This is a genomic window from Rhodococcus sp. IEGM 1330, assembly GCF_033142445.1.
Lineage (GTDB): Bacteria > Actinomycetota > Actinomycetes > Mycobacteriales > Mycobacteriaceae > Rhodococcoides.
The window spans coordinates 146,473-162,825 of record NZ_JAWLSB010000010.1; the positions used below are offsets into that span (position 1 = coordinate 146,473).

General features: G+C 64.6%; 19 protein-coding genes. 16 read left to right on the forward strand and 3 right to left on the reverse strand.

The genetic code is table 11. The features are described from left to right. The first annotated feature begins 3 nt into the window (after window positions 1–3). The 11 genes from R4P57_RS21750 to R4P57_RS21800 all read left to right on the forward strand — a co-directional run bounded on the left by R4P57_RS21750 (window position 4) and on the right by R4P57_RS21800 (window position 11,488). Complete coding sequence (locus R4P57_RS21750; RefSeq protein ID WP_317804928.1) at window positions 4–984, forward strand: ABC transporter permease; 981 nt, start codon at window positions 4–6, stop codon at window positions 982–984. Continuing rightward, window positions 977–1,870: an ABC transporter permease gene (locus tag R4P57_RS21755; RefSeq protein WP_317804929.1), complete on the forward strand. Its 894-nt coding sequence runs from the start codon at window positions 977–979 to the stop codon at window positions 1,868–1,870. Before R4P57_RS21750 ends, R4P57_RS21755 begins: the two co-directional genes overlap by 8 nt. Then, complete coding sequence (locus tag R4P57_RS21760) at window positions 1,867–3,465, forward strand: ABC transporter ATP-binding protein (protein ID WP_317804930.1); 1,599 nt, start codon at window positions 1,867–1,869, stop codon at window positions 3,463–3,465. The genes R4P57_RS21755 and R4P57_RS21760 overlap by 4 nt, the downstream gene beginning before the upstream one ends. Then, window positions 3,458–4,534, forward strand: a complete 1,077-nt coding sequence (locus tag R4P57_RS21765) for an LLM class flavin-dependent oxidoreductase (protein ID WP_317804931.1) — start codon at window positions 3,458–3,460, stop codon at window positions 4,532–4,534. The genes R4P57_RS21760 and R4P57_RS21765 overlap by 8 nt, the downstream gene beginning before the upstream one ends. Next, window positions 4,531–5,886: an NtaA/DmoA family FMN-dependent monooxygenase gene (locus R4P57_RS21770; protein WP_317804932.1), complete on the forward strand. Its 1,356-nt coding sequence runs from the start codon at window positions 4,531–4,533 to the stop codon at window positions 5,884–5,886. Before R4P57_RS21765 ends, R4P57_RS21770 begins: the two co-directional genes overlap by 4 nt. Next, window positions 5,883–6,623 carry a DUF1684 domain-containing protein gene (locus R4P57_RS21775; RefSeq protein ID WP_317804933.1) on the forward strand — a complete coding sequence of 247 codons (741 nt, stop codon included), beginning with the start codon at window positions 5,883–5,885 and terminating at the stop codon, window positions 6,621–6,623. The genes R4P57_RS21770 and R4P57_RS21775 overlap by 4 nt, the downstream gene beginning before the upstream one ends. Beyond that, the gene (locus tag R4P57_RS21780; RefSeq protein ID WP_317804934.1) at window positions 6,620–7,744 is read left to right on the forward strand and encodes an LLM class flavin-dependent oxidoreductase; all 1,125 of its coding nucleotides are present in this window, start codon (window positions 6,620–6,622) and stop codon (window positions 7,742–7,744) included. The genes R4P57_RS21775 and R4P57_RS21780 overlap by 4 nt, the downstream gene beginning before the upstream one ends. Window positions 7,745–7,781: 37 nt before the next feature. Further along, window positions 7,782–8,717 (forward strand): NADP-dependent oxidoreductase, encoded by a 936-nt coding sequence (locus R4P57_RS21785; protein ID WP_317804998.1) that lies wholly within the window; start codon window positions 7,782–7,784, stop codon window positions 8,715–8,717. Window positions 8,718–9,043: 326 nt separating this feature from the next. Beyond that, window positions 9,044–9,577, forward strand: coding sequence for a CGNR zinc finger domain-containing protein (locus R4P57_RS21790; RefSeq protein ID WP_317804935.1), 534 nt, complete (start codon window positions 9,044–9,046; stop codon window positions 9,575–9,577). Further along, window positions 9,574–10,869 (forward strand): MATE family efflux transporter, encoded by a 1,296-nt coding sequence (locus R4P57_RS21795; protein WP_317804936.1) that lies wholly within the window; start codon window positions 9,574–9,576, stop codon window positions 10,867–10,869. The genes R4P57_RS21790 and R4P57_RS21795 overlap by 4 nt, the downstream gene beginning before the upstream one ends. A 94-nt stretch (window positions 10,870–10,963) precedes the next feature. After that, window positions 10,964–11,488 (forward strand): hypothetical protein, encoded by a 525-nt coding sequence (locus tag R4P57_RS21800; protein ID WP_032393749.1) that lies wholly within the window; start codon window positions 10,964–10,966, stop codon window positions 11,486–11,488. A gap of 3 nt (window positions 11,489–11,491) precedes the next feature. On the opposite strand, the gene R4P57_RS21805 is transcribed toward R4P57_RS21800, so the two are convergent. Beyond that, window positions 11,492–11,971, reverse strand: coding sequence for a winged helix-turn-helix domain-containing protein (locus R4P57_RS21805; RefSeq protein ID WP_317804937.1), 480 nt, complete (start codon window positions 11,969–11,971; stop codon window positions 11,492–11,494). Window positions 11,972–12,132: 161 nt separating this feature from the next. Here R4P57_RS21805 and R4P57_RS21810 point away from each other — a divergent pair, with 161 nt between their 5' ends. Further along, window positions 12,133–12,648 carry a GNAT family N-acetyltransferase gene (locus R4P57_RS21810; protein ID WP_317804999.1) on the forward strand — a complete coding sequence of 172 codons (516 nt, stop codon included), beginning with the start codon at window positions 12,133–12,135 and terminating at the stop codon, window positions 12,646–12,648. On the opposite strand, the gene map is transcribed toward R4P57_RS21810, so the two are convergent. Continuing rightward, window positions 12,649–13,416, reverse strand: coding sequence for a type I methionyl aminopeptidase (gene map / locus R4P57_RS21815; protein WP_317804938.1), 768 nt, complete (start codon window positions 13,414–13,416; stop codon window positions 12,649–12,651). A gap of 104 nt (window positions 13,417–13,520) precedes the next feature. Between map and R4P57_RS21820 the strand changes: the two genes are divergently transcribed. From R4P57_RS21820 to fgd, 4 genes are all read left to right on the forward strand, one after another. Beyond that, the gene (locus R4P57_RS21820; RefSeq protein WP_317804939.1) at window positions 13,521–14,222 is read left to right on the forward strand and encodes a GNAT family N-acetyltransferase; all 702 of its coding nucleotides are present in this window, start codon (window positions 13,521–13,523) and stop codon (window positions 14,220–14,222) included. Window positions 14,223–14,231: 9 nt separating this feature from the next. After that, the gene (locus tag R4P57_RS21825) at window positions 14,232–14,384 is read left to right on the forward strand and encodes a hypothetical protein (protein ID WP_317804940.1); all 153 of its coding nucleotides are present in this window, start codon (window positions 14,232–14,234) and stop codon (window positions 14,382–14,384) included. Then, window positions 14,381–14,713: a YidH family protein gene (locus tag R4P57_RS21830; protein WP_317804941.1), complete on the forward strand. Its 333-nt coding sequence runs from the start codon at window positions 14,381–14,383 to the stop codon at window positions 14,711–14,713. The genes R4P57_RS21825 and R4P57_RS21830 overlap by 4 nt, the downstream gene beginning before the upstream one ends. Window positions 14,714–14,777: 64 nt before the next feature. Then, window positions 14,778–15,791, forward strand: a complete 1,014-nt coding sequence (gene fgd, locus R4P57_RS21835; RefSeq protein WP_317804942.1) for a glucose-6-phosphate dehydrogenase (coenzyme-F420) — start codon at window positions 14,778–14,780, stop codon at window positions 15,789–15,791. A 12-nt stretch (window positions 15,792–15,803) separates the two neighbouring features. On the opposite strand, the gene R4P57_RS21840 is transcribed toward fgd, so the two are convergent. Then, window positions 15,804–16,316 carry a nitroreductase/quinone reductase family protein gene (locus tag R4P57_RS21840; RefSeq protein ID WP_317804943.1) on the reverse strand — a complete coding sequence of 171 codons (513 nt, stop codon included), beginning with the start codon at window positions 16,314–16,316 and terminating at the stop codon, window positions 15,804–15,806. Between the last annotated feature and the right edge of the window lie 37 nt (window positions 16,317–16,353).

A 16,353-nucleotide genomic window follows, 5' to 3' on the forward strand; every position in this document is an offset into this window, starting at 1 on the left:
GCCATGACCTGCTACGTCGGACAGCGAGTACTGCAGGCACTGGCAGTGCTGTGGGCTGCATTCACCATCTCGTTCATCGTGCTCTTCCTCCTTCCCTCGGACCCGGTCAGTCTTGCCGTGGACTCGGCCGGCTCGGGCACTCCGGCGGATGCTGCGGCCATCGCTGAACTGCAGGCTCGCTACGGTCTCGATCAGCCGGTGTTGGTGCAGTACTGGCATTCGCTGGTCGGGGCCGTGCAAGGTGACTTCGGACTGTCCATTGCCACCGGCCAACCGGTGACGACGGCCATTCTCGACGCGGTGCCCAGCACCCTCGGCTTGGCGGCGACAGCCCTGGTGCTGGCCGTCGTGTTCGGATCCGCGGTGGCCTATGCCGCCACGTACACCCAGATCGTCTGGCTGAAGAACCTGTTGCTCGCGCTCCCACCGCTCGGGGTGGCGGTGCCGACATTCTGGGTGGGTCTGCTTCTGCTGCAACTGTTCTCGTTCCGACTGCGCTGGTTCCCGGCGTTCGGTGACGCCGGGCCAGCGTCGTTGGTGCTGCCTGCGGTGACGCTGGCATTGCCCACCGGTGCTGTCATCGCTCAGGTGCTCGCCACCAGTATGGCGACCACATGGAAGCAGCCATTCGTGGATGTGGCTCGCGCCAAGGGGGTCTCACGCCTTCGGGTGCAGACGCGACACGTTCTGCGACTGTCGTCCATCCCGGCCTTCACGATTGCCGGGGTTCTGGTGGGCACCCTGCTGGCCGGATCGGTGGTGGTCGAGACCGTATTCTCGCGCGCCGGAGTCGGACGGCTGACCCAGACATCGGTGCTGGCCCAGGACATTCCGGTGGTGCAGGGCATCGTCGTTCTGACCTCGCTGGTCTTCGTCCTGGTCAATCTCGCAGTCGACCTGCTCTATCCGCTGATCGATCCGCGCATCGTGCGCGAATACCGGCCCGTGCAGGCCAGTGCAGAACCGGAGAAAGCTCATGTCTGACATCCTGATTCGCGAGACTGCCGTCCATTCGGCAGTTCCCCCGGTAGTCGAAGAAGCACCGGCACCCACGCGGCGCCGGGGTCCGCGAGACGTGTTGAAGCACATCTGGCTCGGTGCCTCCGTGGTCGTGCTGTTGCTGGCTCTCGGGTTCGCGCTGTTCCCGTCCGTCTTCGCCAGCGGCGACCCGCTGGTCGGTACACCGGCCGATAAACTGCAGGCACCGAGCGAGTCGCACTGGTTCGGCACCGACAACATCGGCCGTGACGTTTTCACCCGAGTGGTCCACGGTTCCGGATTGTCGCTGACGGCAACGCTGTTGGCAGTCGGCATGGCCCTGGTGGTCGGCTCGATCATCGGTCTGGTTTCGGGGGCCGTCGGCGGAATAGTCGATGCGGTGTTGATGCGAATTGTCGATGTGTTGCTGTCGATTCCAACTCTGTTGCTCTCGTTGGCGCTGGTGACCGCTCTGGGCTTCGGCACCGTGAACGTCGCTATTGCCGTCGGCGTCACGCTGATCGCCAATTTCGCCCGAGTGATGCGCTCGGAGGTACTGCGGGTGCGCAGATCGCTGTACGTCGAAGCGGCCTACGCCTCGGGTGTGCGGTGGTTCGATGTGTTCCGCAGGCACATCCTCAGAAACTCGTACGGCCCCGTGATCGCGCTCGCTGCTGTCGAATTCGGTATGGCAGTTCTCGCAGTATCGGCGCTGAGCTTCCTCGGTTTCGGCGCTGCTCCGCCCACCCCGGAGTGGGGATCGCTGATCTCCGAGGGCCGCAACTTTCTGGCCACCGCCTGGTGGATGACCACACTGCCGGGATTGGTGATCGTGGCCGTCGTCGTGTCCGCGCACCGCCTCGGTCATGCTCTCGAGAGGCGATCACAATGAGTCCCATTCTCGAAGTAGAGAATCTGCACGTGAATTACGGTGAGACGACTGCCGTCGCCGGCATCGGGTTCACCGTCGACCGCGGTGAAGTGGTGGCCGTGGTCGGTGAATCGGGCTCCGGAAAGTCGACGACTGCGCACGCCCTCATCGGGCTGCTCTCGGGTTCCGGGCGCGTCGTAGGTGGATCGGTGACGTTCGACGGGGAACGGCTCGACACCGCCTCGGACAAGACGTTGAACCGGCTGCGCGGCCGTCACATCGGGCTCGTCCCGCAGGATCCGACCACCTCGCTGAACCCGGTGGTTCGCGTCGGCGACCAAGTTGCCGAGGTGCTGCGGGTGCACGGTCTCGCAGATCGCCGCTCTGCGAAGGTCGAGGCAATTCGCATCCTCGCCGAAGCAGGTCTGGACAACCCCGAAGTTCGGGCGCGTCAGTATCCGCAGGACCTGTCCGGTGGGCAGCGTCAGCGCGTACTGATCGGAATCGCTCTCGCGTGCCGCCCGGAACTGGTGATCGCCGACGAGCCGACCAGCGCCCTCGACGTCACCGTGCAGCGACGCATTCTCGACCATCTCGACGCCAGGATCGCCGAGACCGGTGCCGCCGTTCTGCTGATCACCCACGACTTGGGCGTGGCTGCGGATAGAGCCGATCGCCTCATCGTCATGAGCGCAGGACGGATCGTCGAAACCGGTCCCACCGCAGAGGTACTGGCGAACCCGACGCACGCGTACACACGTCGACTGTTGGCCGCGGCACCGTCTCTGAACACAACCGTACGACCCGCGCGCACCACGGCAGCCGAGCCGATCCTGACGATCAGCGACGTCTCGAAGCGGTTCACCATAGGCCGCGGTGTACACCTCGATGCGGTCACGGGAGCCACGTTGACCGTCGAACGTGGGCGCACCGTTTCGCTCGTCGGCGAATCCGGTTCCGGCAAGTCCACGTTGGCGCGTATCGCGATCGGTCTCGAGACCGCGTCGTCGGGTTCGGTCACGTTCGACGGTGTGGACATCACCGGTCTGCGTGGCAAGGCCAGGCGCGAACTGCGGCGGCGTGTTCAGATCGTCTATCAGAACCCGTACGCCTCACTGAACCCGAAGTTGCGGGTCGGCGAGATCGTGCGAGAACCGTTGGACGCGTTCAAGGTCGGTTCCTCGCGTGAGCGTTCCGAGCGTGCCCGGACGCTACTCGATCAGGTGGCGCTCACCGGCGATTACCTGGCCCGCCGGCCGGCCGAGCTCTCCGGCGGGCAGCGCCAGCGCGTCGCCATCGCACGAGCGTTGGCTCTCGCACCGGAACTGGTGGTGCTCGACGAGCCGGTCTCGGCCCTGGATGTGTCGGTGCAAGCACAGATCCTGACGCTGCTCGACGACTTGCAGTCCGAGCTGGGTCTGAGCTACCTGTTCATCTCGCACGATCTGGCCGTGGTCCGTCAGATCAGCGACACCGTGGCCGTCATGCAATCCGGCGTCATCGTGGAATACGGCGACACCACAGCACTGTTCGACAATCCACAGCAGGACTACACCCGCGAGCTACTCGGGGCCATTCCCGGAAGCGCGCACGAGAAAGCGAGCACCAGTGTCTGACAAGCTGTTCCTGACCGCGATAGAGCTGAAAGGCACCGGCGCACATCCGCAGGCCTGGCGTCGGCCCGATTCTCGCGCGGAAGAGGTTTTCACAGCAGGGTTCTGGATCGACCAGCTCCAGGCTGCAGACCGAGCGGGTATCGATCTCGCGTTCCTGGGCGATTCGTTCGCCAGTCGGACTCTCGAGGCCGCAGCTATCGCGGCACGGGCAGCCGCGCTCACCGAGAAGATCGGGCTGGTGCCCACGATCACCGTCACGCACACCGAGCCGTTCCACATCTCGAAGCAGATCGCGAGCCTCGATTTCGCTTCCCACGGACGGGCCGGATGGCAGGTCGAGGTGAGTCCGGGTGCCGAGCAGGCAGCGCTGTTCGGTCGGAAAGCGGAGCAGGACAACGGCAGCCTGTGGCGCGAAGCGAGCGAGGCAATCGAGGTCGTCACCAGGCTCTGGGACAGCTGGGAGGACGACGCGGAGATCCGTGATGTCGAGTCGGGACGGTTCATCGACCGAGACAAGCTGCACTACATCGACTTCGAGGGCGAGAACTTCTCGGTCAAGGGTCCGTCGATCACTCCGAGATCTCCGCAGGGGCAGCCGCTCGTCGTGATTCGCGTCGACTCCGCGGAGTCCGTGTCGGTGGCCTCCGCGCGTGCCGACATCGTCCGCATCGTCGCCGACACGTTCGAGGACGCGGCGACGACCGCCGCCCGCATTCGACGGGCCGTCGTTGCCGAAGGCCGTGACCCGGCCGAGGTGTTCGTCCTGTTGGACGTGGAGACCATCGTATCCGATTCTGCCGCTCAGGAACTCGCTCAGCTCGACAACTGGGCGGGTCACGTCAGAGCCGCTGAGAGCGTGTCGCATGTCGGCGACCTGGCAGGCTTGCATCTCCTGCTCGGTTCGATCGAAGCGGCCGGCCTGGACGGGGTCACCCTGGTACCGCTCGCGTTGCCGTCGGGAGTAACAGCTCTCCCGGCCACGGACACTCGCAGCGGATCGACTCTGCGCGAGCGTCTCGGCCTGACGCGTCCTGTCAATCGCTATGAACTCGAAGGGAAGAGCCTGTGACGAAGAAGCAGATACACCTGGGTGCCCATTTCCCCGGCGTCAACAACACCACCGTCTGGGCCGATCCGGAATCGAAGAGCCAGATCGAGTTCGATTCGTTCGTACACCTCGCCGAATCGGCCGAGCGCGGTCTGTTCGACTTCTTCTTCCTCGCCGAAGGACTGCGACTGCGTGAGCACCGCAACAAGATCCACGATCTCGACGTGGTCGGTCGACCGGATACGCTCACCGTCCTCAACGCTCTTGCATCGGTGACGACCAAGCTCGGACTGGCCGGGACGATCAACACGACGTTCAACGAACCGTTCGAGCTCGCCGAACAATTCTCGTCGCTGGACCACCTGTCCGACGGTAGGGCGGCATGGAACATGGTGACGTCCTCGGATGCGTTCACCGGTGAGAACTTCCGCCGGGGCGGCTACCTGGATCGGGCGGACAGGTACGTGCGCGCGAACGAGATCATCGATGTGGCACGCCAGTTCTGGGACAGCTGGCAGACCGACGCCTTCGTCGTCGATCGGGAGCGGGGAATCTTCGGCCGCGAGTCCGAGATCCGAACCGTGAGGCATACCGGGCCGCAGGTCGAGGTCGAGGGCCGCTTCACACTGCCGCGTAGTCCGCAGGGACATCCAGTTCTGTTGCAGGCAGGCGATTCCGACGAGGGCCGCGAGTTCGGTGCGGCGAAGGCCGACGCCATCTTCACCATCCACGGCACGCTCGAGGACGGACAGAAGTTCTACTCCGACGTCAAGGGTCGGCTCGCCAAGTACGGCCGCGAGCACGACGACCTGAAGGTGCTGCCGGCGGCGACCTTCGTGCTAGGCGATTCTGCGCAGGACGCGGTCGACAAGGCGGACCACATCCGGCATCAGCAGGTCAGCGGTAAAACGGCTATTTCGTTCCTCGAACAGGTGTGGGGACAGGACCTGTCCGCGTACGACCCGGACGGTCCGCTGCCCGATATCGAACCCAGCGGCGACGTATCCATCACCCGTGGCCGTGCGCGACACGGCGACCCCAGAACCATTGCCCAGCAGTACCGCGAGCGCGCCGAAGCAGGCAACCTGAGCATTCGTGAACTGATCATCGCGATGACGACGCGGCAGCAGTTCGTCGGAACCCCAGCGCGAGTGGCCGAGGAAATCGACAGCTACGTGCAGAACAACGCGAGCGACGGCTTCATCCTCGTCCCGCACATCACCCCAGCCGGCCTCGATGAATTTGTCGACAAGGTGATTCCGGAACTTCAGGACCGCGGCAGCTTCCGCACCGAATACGCCGGAACCACCTTGCGCGACCATCTCGGTCTGCGGCACCCGTACGAACAGCGTGAAGGAGTGCGAGCATCATGAGCGATTTCGAGCAGGACTGGAAGCAATGGCATGCCGACCGAGAGGCGTCCTACGGTGATCCGCTGGGTTGGGTGTCATTGACCGGTTTGTATTGGCTGACCGATGAATTCGAGACCGTCGCGGACCTTCCCGGCCGTTGGAAGGCCGACGCCGATTCGGTGACTGTCGAGGGGTTCGACGGCGTGACGGCGCTGAATCCGGTGGAGGGCGCACCCGGCATCCTGGTCGAGGATGGAGATCGGCGTATCGAGGTGATCCGGCGGACCGGTTCTGTCGCGCTGCGGGTGCACGACCCTAAAGCACAGACCCTGCAGTCCTACAGCGGTATCCCGACCTACGAGCCGAGCGAGAAGGTCGTTGCCACAGGGACGTTCACGCCGTACGACTCGCCGGTCACCGTGACCACTGGGGCAGTGGTGGAAGGACTCGAACACCATCACACGGCGGTGGGCACTCTCGACTTCGAGTTGGCCGGCACCGCGCAGCAGCTGATTGCGTTCGGCGGCAGCGGCAATGGTCTGAAGGTCCTGTTCACCGATGCCACGAGCGGGGTGACCACCTATCCGGCAGCGCGGATCCTCTCGATAGCGGCACCCGAGAGCGGTTCCGTCGTTCTCGATTTCAATCGGGCGTCGAACCTTCCGTGTGCGTTCACCGACTACGCAACGTGCCCGGTCGCGCCTGCCGAGAACAGACTGACCGTCGCAGTCGAGGCCGGGGAGAAGAACCCCCGATGACGCGCGTTCCGTTGTCGGTTCTCGACCTGGCTCCGATCAGTGAAGGGTCGACGGTCCAGCAAGCGCTGCGAAACACAGTGGACCTGGCACGCCAGACCGAGGAATGGGGTTACGAGCGCTATTGGGTGGCCGAGCACCACTTCGTGGCCGCGGCCAGTTCTTCACCCGCTGTGTTGATCGGATTGATTGCTGCTGCCACCAACCGGATTCGTGTCGGATCGGCTGCGGTCCAGCTGGGTTTCACTACAGCTGCTGCCGTCGTCGAATCCTTCGGAACAGTCGACGCCCTGTATCCGGGACGCATCGATCTCGGGGTGGGAAGGTCCGGGCAGCGGCGCACAGAAGCTCTGGCAGATATTCGTGAGTCTGCGCCCGAACGCGCCGTGTCCTCGGAGCCGGGTGGACTGTTCCCGGTCGCCCCCGCCGCGGCGGCCCCGCGGAAGACGCCGCTGCTGGCCGCGTCTGTGGCTGCGTTGCAGCAACCCCACGCTCAGGCCCCGGATTTCCACGAGCAACTCGACGACCTCGCTGCGTTGCTTGCCGGTAGCTACGAGCGCGACGGGGTTGCTCTGACGGCACGGCCGGGTGTCGGGGCCGACGTGGCGCTGTGGCTGTTCGGCAGCAGCGCCGGGCCGACTGCACGTGAGGCCGGTGCCCGCGGTCTGCCGTTCGCGGCGAGCTATCACTTCAGCCCGGGGACGACCCTCGAGGCGATCGACGAGTATCGCCGTGCTTTCGTGCCATCGGTTCGGCTGTCCGAGCCGTACGTGGCGGTGTCGGCCGATGTGATTGTTGCAGAATCGGATTCGCAGGCCCGAGACCTGGCAGCATCGTTCCCGCAGTGGGTACACAGCATTCGCAGCGGTCATGGCGCGATCGAGTACCCGGATCCGAAGAACACCGCACCGCTGACCGGCGAGCAATACGAGCTCGTCGCGGATCGAGTGGACACCCAGGTCGTCGGGTCTGCGGCGACGGTCGCGGAGAAACTCGACGCGCTGCAGGAGGCCACCGAAGCCGACGAACTGGTGCTCACCTCGGTGACTCACGAGCACGCGGACCGGCTGCGCTCGTACGAGTTGCTCGGCAAGGAATGGGGACTGCCGCGTCTGCGGGTCTGAGTGGAACATTTGCGTGGTGTCGACCGTTGTACTGCGCATGACACGAGCCGCAGTTGCAGCGTCCTACGGTGGACCGGACGCCATCGAGATCGTCGAACGAGAGCTGCCCGAACCGTCCGAAGGCGAGGTTCTGGTCGAGCTGAAGGCGATCGGTGTCAACCCCTTCGACTACAAGAGTTACAGCGGTGCGTTCGGCACCGACGCCTCGAAGCTGCCGATTGCGCTGGGCAGTGAAGCGTCGGGCATCGTGGTTGCGGTCGGCGGAGCCGTCGAGGGACCGGGCGGGCCTATCGCCGTCGGCGACGAGGTTGTCGTGTCCGGCCAGAACGGTACATACGCCGAGCGGATTCTGGTTCCCGCGCGGTTCGTGTTTCCGAAGCCGGAAGCTTTGGACTGGAACGTTGCTGCGGGTGTCCTCGCCGTGGCTGGAACTGCTTACGACGCAATGGAATCCGTCGGTCTCGAGAGCGGAGACACTGTTCTCGTGCACGGCGCGGCAGGCGGCGTCGGGTCCGTTGTGGCTCAGCTCGCTCTCGAGCGCGGCGCCACCGTCATCGGGACTGCGCGCCGACAGAATCACGATGCACTCCGGGCCTACGGTGTCGAGCCCGTCGAATACGGCGACGGACTGATCGACCGTGTGCGGGCAGCCGCGCCGAATGGGGTCGATGCGGCAATCGACACGGTGGGCACCGACGAGGCCGTCGACGTGTCTCTCGAATTACTCACGGACAGATCGAGATTGGTCAGCACGGCAGCCTTCGGGCGGGCATCGGCAGACGGGTTCCTCACCGTCGGTGGGCCGGCGAGCATGGAGCGTCGACGCCTCGCATCACCGGTGCTGCTGGGGCAGGCAGGTGCAGGCGTGTTCGAGGTGACTGTGGCGAAGACCTTTCCGCTCGACGACGCCGCGAAGGCGCATGCTGAACTGCAATCGACGCACCCGCGCGGAAAGTTCGTCCTGATTCCCTGACCTGTTCGGGCAACTTCACACCCATTTTCCCGCCGTTCACTCCAACTCTGGTCAGATCAGAAGTGATCGGTCGGCACGAGGGGGTGTGAGGTCTCGGCCGCCCGGGTCGTTCGAATCAGCGTGATTTCAACCGGTGCAGAATCTTGGCGGCGAGTCTAGCGTCGGGTCCATGACCTGGCTCAAAGCACGAGTAGCAGCGATCATCGATCGTCTCGGAACGCAGCCCGCGTGCACCCACGCAGCTGTCGACTTCGGCGTCCGCGGCTGATGATGCACTTGTAATGTAAGTGTTGAAATGAAGTAGACGCTTACTGCACTCTGGGGGCATGACCGTTCACAGACCAGCCGCGGAATTGGCTGTCGAGATCGTCAATGCCTGGAAATCGCAGGCTCTGGACCCTGAATGGGTGGCAGAACTACTGGCGCGGGAACTGTTGCCCGTCCGGCATCGCGGTGTTGTCGGTCCGGCCGACATCGTCGACGCTCAGGCAGTCCTGGAACAGTTCGCTCAGAAAGTGTCGCCCGTCTTCGAGGTCGGGGACTCTCGTTCGGCGGCCGATGCGCTCAACAGAGTGCTGGCCTCGGTCGATGTTCGCGTCACCGTCTCGGTGTCGGACGACTTCGCCCCGCATCTGCACTACGACGGCACCTCGGCTGTCATCGCGGAGCGGCTCCGCGTCAACTGTCTCGTTGCGCTCGCGACGGTCGTGGCCGACCCATCGGGTGCACTGCGATTGGGAGTGTGCGACTCGTGTCGAAACGCGTTCGTGGACTTCAGTCGCTCTGCGCGCCAACGGTTCTGCACGCGCCGCTGTGCGACCCGCGTACATGTGCGGCAGCACCGAAAAAGAGTGTCGTGAACACTGCGATCCTCCGCTCCGCTGCTCGATTGGCAGGCCTGGCGGGAGTTGCCCTACTGGCAGAACCACTCAGCGGGCTGGCAGATACAGCAGCGGCCGGGTCTCTGGGGATATCCGAGCAGAGTGCACTCGCTCTCGGATCCGGTGTCGTGACCACCACTACCTGGCTGCTCGCCCCGCTGATGTTCGCGCAAACGACGCAGATCGCTCAGCTCGGGGTCAGTGGCGATCGGGCGCAGGTGCAGGTGGCCGTGCGACGGTCCGTCGTGATCGCGGCAGTGTGGGGACTAGTGCTCGGCTGTGCTGTCACGGTGTTCGCACTGTCCACTGTTCCCGACGGTGATTCCCGCGCGTATCTGCTGGCTCGTGCGGCCGGGTTACCTGTCTCGGCCGTCGTCCTGGCAGGCTACGGCGCGCTGCGTGGGGTCGGCCGAGTATCCGATGTCACGGCACTCGCGTTGGGCGGGGCAGCCGTGCACATCGGGATCGTGGTCGTGGCCACGCATCAAGGGATGGGCATCGTCGGTATCGGCACCGCGTCGGGCCTGTCGCAGCTGGCCGTGGCCGTCGTCGGAGTGCACATACTGAAGCGCCGCGGCCTGTTGGCCGCGCGGACGCCGTCACTCCGCACCGGGATGGACCGATGGCAGTCCGCCCTCGGGGCGGCAGGCTTGCTCGCGGTGCGCTCGGCGATGCTGGGCGGTGCGACGTTGGTGATGACAGCGGCTGCTGTTCATTCCTCTGCAGTGGACGCGGCCGCACACCTGGTGGTCTACCAGGTGTGGTTGCTGGTGGTTCTGGCCGTCGAAGGGTGGAAGTCTGCGGCCCAGATTCTGGTGTCCTCGTCGGAGTCGGTACACGAGCGGCGTGAAGTGGAGAAAACTGTCCTGATCGGATCGCTGTGGCTCGGAAGTGTATCTGCGGTAGTCGTTCTCGCGATCGGTCCGTGGGTGACCCGGCTGTTGTCTGCCTCTGTCGACGTGCAGACGGCGGCGCGGTCGATCTGGTGGCTCTCGGCACTGAGCTTCGTGGTGGGCGCGGTGGCGTTCACTCGGGACGGGGTGGAATTCGGTCGCGGCGAATTCGGGGTGAATCTGGTTCGCATCGGGATCGGCTCCGCGATCACGCTTGCCGGAGCAGCGCTCACGTTCGTACAACGCGATCTGGCGTGGATGTGGATCGGACTGTCGGTCGGCCTGCTGGCACGAGCGCTGTGGCCGTATCGCACTCCTACCGAGGGACGCGAGTCCGAGAAGAGCTCGCTGGACGAAGTCTCGGCCGGTCGGCGCTAGTTTTCGTCTCTGCGGAGTCTCTGCGGATTTTTCAGCTAACGATCGGGTCTCGACACGACCGTTGCACTGCTGTGCAGGCTCTACGATTATCGGCATGACTGCCGATCCGACCACGCCCGCACCGTCGACCAGTTCGGCCAACTGGAAGCGCCGCGCCATCCTCGTCGGAGCGGGCATCGTGCTTCTGCTGATCGCGTACTTCATCCTGGCGGCGTTTCTTCCTCGCTGGTGGAGTCTGCGGGTCGAGGAACTGGCCGATCGCACGTTCACCAAGGGCATCCTGTGGGGATTGCTGTTCGGCATCGTCTGCACGTTCGCGCCGCTGGTGTTCTTCTGGAGTGCATGGTCGGTCCGCAAGGGTCGAGCGGGCAAGCAATTGGCCATCGGATCGGTGATCCTGGCTGTCGTTACCGCCATCCCGAATCTGTTGACGCTCACGATCGTCCTCGGCACCAGCAACGCGGCCCACGCAGGTGAACGCACCCTCGACACCAGTGCGCCGGGATTCCGTGGCGCGACGGCATTGGGTGCGATCATCGCCGTGGTCCTCGTTGCTCTGTTGGTCTTCGTGGTCGTGCGCCGAAACCGTCGTCGCAGGTCCGTCGCGCTGTCTCAGTGACGGTCAGGCGCTCCGCAGCACGGCCGGCTCGGTGACGACGCGGATGCCCGGCTCCGGGTCGAATCGGTAACCGGCACCGCGGACGGTGGTGATCAGCCGGCCGAAGTGACCGAGCTTGGTTCGCACCCGAGACAGATGAACGTCGACGCTGCGTCCGCCGTCGGATGTGCTGAGTTCGGATCTGCCGACGACTACACGTGGACGCCGCGCCAGGTACGCGAAGATCTCGAACTCGGTGTGACTGAGGCGAACGCTCTTGCCTCCGAGGATCACGTCGCGGGCTGGGATGTCGATGACAAGGGGAGCGTTCAATTCATTGACCCGCACATCGAAGCGCGTGAGGATCTTTGCCTGCGGCGCATAGCTTTTGGCGGCGCTGCGGAGTGCCTCGGCCAGTGCGTGCAACTGCGGTCTGGTCAACCCCTGCAGGGATGACGTTCCGGAATCGGATATGTGGACGACGACGGTGGCTTCGGTGGTCATGGTGGAGAACTCCTGAAACAAGGGTGTGCTGCGGATACCGGGCAGTTGGTCAGCGGTGGCAGCGACAGTTCTCGTTCACAGACACATGGTCGACGATGGAGCAACGGTTCGCCATGGATCTGCTCACCGTGATTGCAACTGTTGACCCGACGATCCCCGGCATGTTGCGATCGGGCGTGACCGATGTATGCCAACCACGAACCGAACTCACGGTCCGCACCGTCGACTGGGATCATCCCGACGCCGAAGCCCTGCGTGCGGCGATGGCCGCCGAGGTGGGTCCGCGCTACGCCGACCGGGCCGCTCTGATGTCGAAGACCCAGGCCAACGCCGTCGACGAGAGCTCTGTGCACCGGACGTTCGTCGTGTATCGCCGTGACTCGGAGGGCGTCGAGCGCGCCGTCGGACATGCAGCGCTGCGGTGGAACGGATCCGATCTCGAGCTCGAGCGAATGTTCGTTCATCCCGACCATCGCGGCACGGGAGTATCGGCTGCCCTGCTGCAGGCGTCGGAGAATGCCGCCCGCGACCAGGGCCTGCCACGATTGATACTGCAGACCGGGGACAGGCAGCCCGACGCAGTTCGGCTGTACGAGAAGAGCGGCTACACCCGAATTCCGGTGTTCCCTCCCTACGAGGTGCTGCCCTTCTCGAACACCTTCGAGAAACGTCTGTAGCTACGCGCGCAACGTCATGATCTCGGCACCGTCGTCGGTGATGACCACCGTGTGCTCGCTGTGCGCGGTACGGCACCCCGTCGTACTGCGCAGAGTCCATCCGTCGTCATCGGTGACGAGTTCATCGGTGTCTTCCATGATCCAGGGCTCGAGTGCCAGCATCAGGCCGGGGCGAAGGCGGTAGCCGCGGCCCGGCCGCCCGTTGTTGGACACATGTGGGTCCTGATGCATCGTGGACCCAATGCCGTGGCCGCCGAATTGCATGTTGATCGGGTAGCCCGCCTCGCGAAGGACCGTGCCGATGGCATGAGAGATGTCACTGATCTTGTTTCCCGGACGTGCCGCTGCGATCCCCGCAGCCAGAGCCCGTTCGGTGGCGTCGATCATGGCGGTGTCTTCTTTTCGTGGCTCGCCGACGACGAAGCTGATGGCCGAGTCCGCTGCGACGCCGCCGAGTATCACGGCGAGATCGAGGGTGAGAAGATCGCCGTCGCCCAGCGCATAGTCGTATGGGAGGCCGTGCAGCACAGCGTCGTTGACAGAAGTGCAGATGTAGTGGCCGAACGGTCCGCGGCCGAAGGACGGCGCATAGTCTACGTAACAGGACGTTGCCCCTGCTCCGAGAATGATGTCCTTGGTCCACTCGTCGATCTCGAGCAGGTTGGTGCCGACGGTCGCGCGCTCTCGGACGGTCCCCAGAATCTCGGCGACGAGTGCGCCTGATTCACGCGCGAGGGGAATTTTGCTCGGTGGGAGAATTTCGATCATGTGCTGCCTTTCGTCGGATGACGAATAACTATACCGGTATAAGTATTGGTGCCCGGCTCTGACGGTGCGTCGGCCCATAGGCTGTTCGTGCGACTCTATTTGCTGTGTCTGCTCATCCTCTCGACGACCCCGTCCGCAATTCCCTCGAGGGCTCACTCTTGCGGTTCGCGGTTAGGCGCGGGCGGATAATCCGTGCCGATCCTCAGGTCTCTCCGTTCCTGGTGCACCCCGACGTCCTCGAGTCCCAGGACTGGGATGACATCGCGGCACTGTTCGGCCCCCGAACCGTGGTGGCGCTGAACGGACCGGAACGCGCACTGCCCGAGGGGTGGTCGCATGTGGAGACCTTCGGTTTGGTGCAACTCGTCGGCACGCACCTCGAGACGCGGCCTTTCGGCGAGGCTGTCGAGCTGACAGCAGCGGACGTCCCGGAGATGCTCGATCTGGTCAGCCGTACCGAGCCCGGCCCGTTCCTGCCCCGGACGATCGAGCTCGGCACGTACCTCGGAGTTCGACGCGACGGTGCGCTGATCGCGATGGCCGGTGAGCGCATGCATCCGCCGGGGTGGACGGAAATCAGCGCTGTGTGCACCGACCCGGCGTTCCGCGGGCAGGGGCTGGCCACCGACCTGGTGCGTGCGATCGGTCACGGTATCCGTGCCCGCGGCGATGAACCGTTCCTGCACGCGTCGGCTGCAAATGTGCGGGCCATCGACCTCTACCTCTCCATCGGATTCGAGTTGCGTCGGACATCGCACCTGACGTTGGTGAGAACGCCCGCGCCGAACGCGGGGCATGCCGACTGACGAGAGCCAGTGGGTCGCCAGTGGCTTCCGCTGGACGTGATGCGCCCCAAGAAGGACACTGCAGTAGTGCTGACTATCCGCCGCATCTCGCCGGTTTTCACCCCCGACGATCCCGAACTGGTTGCCCATCTGATTCGCGAGCGCATGACCGCACGCGCGTGACGCGCCCCGACGAGCGGTTCACGCTCGCCAGTGAACGCACCTTTCTCGCGTGGCTGCGGACATCACTCGGGCTACTCGCAGGCGGAATTGCGATCGTCCACCTCGTTCCCGATTTCAGTACCGGATGGGTGCGGACGGCACTCGGTCTGGTTCTGATCGGACTTGCCGCCGCAGCACCGATCATCGGCCTGCGGCGGTGGATGCGAGTTCGCGATGCCCTCGAGAACGGTGCACCGATGCCGGAGTCTCGAGACCTGTGGATCTTCGCGATCGGTATCGGTGCGGTGGCTTTGCTGGCTGCAGTGGTCACCGTTCTGGGGATCCAGTAGTACTCAGCCGACCATCACAGGTGCACAATCGAAGAACTAGGACGACCAACGACAGGAGTTCGGCGTGGCGCAGGGTCTCAAGCTGGGGTACAAGGCATCGGCGGAGCAGTTCGGACCGCGCGAGTTGGTCGAGCTCGGTGTGCTCGCCGAGCAGCACGGTATGGATTCGGCGACGGTCAGCGACCACTTCCAGCCGTGGCGGCACGAGGGCGGCCACGCGCCGTTCTCACTGGCCTGGATGACGGCCGTCGGGGAACGAACGAACACGATCCAGCTCGGCACCTCGGTACTGACGCCGACGTTCCGCTACAACCCGCCGGTCATCGCTCAGGCGTTCGCGACGATGGGCTGCCTGTATCCCGGACGCATCATGCTGGGTGTGGGCACCGGCGAAGCTCTCAACGAGATTGCCACCGGGTTCACCGGCGAATGGCCGGAGTTCAAGGAACGATTCGCGCGCCTGCGTGAGTCGGTGCGGTTGATGCGCGAGCTGTGGCTCGGTGACCGCGTCGACTTCGAGGGCGAGTACTACACCACCAAGGGCGCGTCGATCTACGACGTTCCCGAGGGCGGCATCCCGGTCTACATCGCTGCAGGCGGTCCCGTGGTGGCCCGCTATGCAGGCCGTGCGGGCGACGGATTCATCTGCACCTCGGGCAAGGGCATGGAGCTCTACACCGACAAGCTGCTTCCGGCCGTGGAGGAGGGCGCGGGCAAGGCCGAGCGCGACGCCGGTGAGATCGACAAGATGATCGAGATCAAGATCAGCTACGACACCGATCCCGAACTGGCGCTGGAGAATTGCCGCTTCTGGGCCCCGCTGTCGCTGACGCCGGAGCAGAAGCACTCGATCGAGGATCCGATCGAGATGGAGAAGGCCGCGGACGAGCTGCCGATCGAGCAGGTCGCCAAGCGGTGGATCGTGGCATCGGATCCGGACGAGGCAGTGGAGAAGGTCAAGCAGTACACCGATGCCGGTCTGAATCACCTGGTGTTCCACGCACCGGGCCACGATCAGAAGCGGTTCCTCGAACTCTTCGAGAAGGACCTCGCGCCGCGCCTGCGCAAGCTCGGCTGACGCCCGACGAGACTAGAGATCGGCCGTGAGTGCGAACAATCTCATGTCACGGTCGGTCCTGGTTTCGTATTCGCCGTACACCTCGACCATCGCGTCGAACTGGCGGTAGATGCGAGCCTTCTCGTCTCCGGTGATGCGGGTGGCGACCACCGGAATCTTCTTGCCGCCGATGGCCACGACAGCCGTCGGGTCTGCGAGAAGGTTCGACGTCCACGCCGGGTGGTGTTGCTGACCGAAATTGGAGCCGACGACGTAGATCTTGTCGCCCTCGCGGTAGTAGAGCAGCGGGCTCGTCCTGGGCTTGCCGGATTTGCGGCCGGTGGTGGTCAGCAACACCACCGGAGCCGCGATCGGCCCGAGGACGGTGAAGCGGCCGTCGGATTTGGTCAGCAACCATCGGTCGACGCCTGCGAGGTTCCTGATGACCCACGAACCGGGCTTCGTCGACGCGAACTTCACGGCGGGTTTGCGGATGAACGAGGTTTCGCTGCCCCAGCGCACATCCGGGAACGGTGATTCGGCCATGGTTCATGGGACAACCCGACCGCGCCCGGTGTCAACA

Excerpts from the sequence above, each read along its gene's own strand:
- R4P57_RS21840 (WP_317804943.1), bottom strand. The coding sequence starts at position 16,316 with ATGGCCGAATCACCGTTCCCGGATGTGCGCTGGGGCAGCGAAACCTCG.
- R4P57_RS21785 (WP_317804998.1), top strand. The coding sequence starts at position 7,782 with ATGACACGAGCCGCAGTTGCAGCGTCCTACGGTGGACCGGACGCCATC.
- R4P57_RS21755 (WP_317804929.1), top strand. The coding sequence starts at position 977 with ATGTCTGACATCCTGATTCGCGAGACTGCCGTCCATTCGGCAGTTCCC.
- R4P57_RS21810 (WP_317804999.1), top strand. The coding sequence starts at position 12,133 with ATGTTGCGATCGGGCGTGACCGATGTATGCCAACCACGAACCGAACTC.
- R4P57_RS21760 (WP_317804930.1), top strand. The coding sequence starts at position 1,867 with ATGAGTCCCATTCTCGAAGTAGAGAATCTGCACGTGAATTACGGTGAG.
- R4P57_RS21775 (WP_317804933.1), top strand. The coding sequence starts at position 5,883 with ATGAGCGATTTCGAGCAGGACTGGAAGCAATGGCATGCCGACCGAGAG.
- map (WP_317804938.1), bottom strand. The coding sequence starts at position 13,416 with ATGATCGAAATTCTCCCACCGAGCAAAATTCCCCTCGCGCGTGAATCA.
- R4P57_RS21790 (WP_317804935.1), top strand. The coding sequence starts at position 9,044 with ATGACCGTTCACAGACCAGCCGCGGAATTGGCTGTCGAGATCGTCAAT.
- R4P57_RS21805 (WP_317804937.1), bottom strand. The coding sequence starts at position 11,971 with ATGACCACCGAAGCCACCGTCGTCGTCCACATATCCGATTCCGGAACG.
- R4P57_RS21800 (WP_032393749.1), top strand. The coding sequence starts at position 10,964 with ATGACTGCCGATCCGACCACGCCCGCACCGTCGACCAGTTCGGCCAAC.
- R4P57_RS21780 (WP_317804934.1), top strand. The coding sequence starts at position 6,620 with ATGACGCGCGTTCCGTTGTCGGTTCTCGACCTGGCTCCGATCAGTGAA.
- R4P57_RS21750 (WP_317804928.1), top strand. The coding sequence starts at position 4 with ATGACCTGCTACGTCGGACAGCGAGTACTGCAGGCACTGGCAGTGCTG.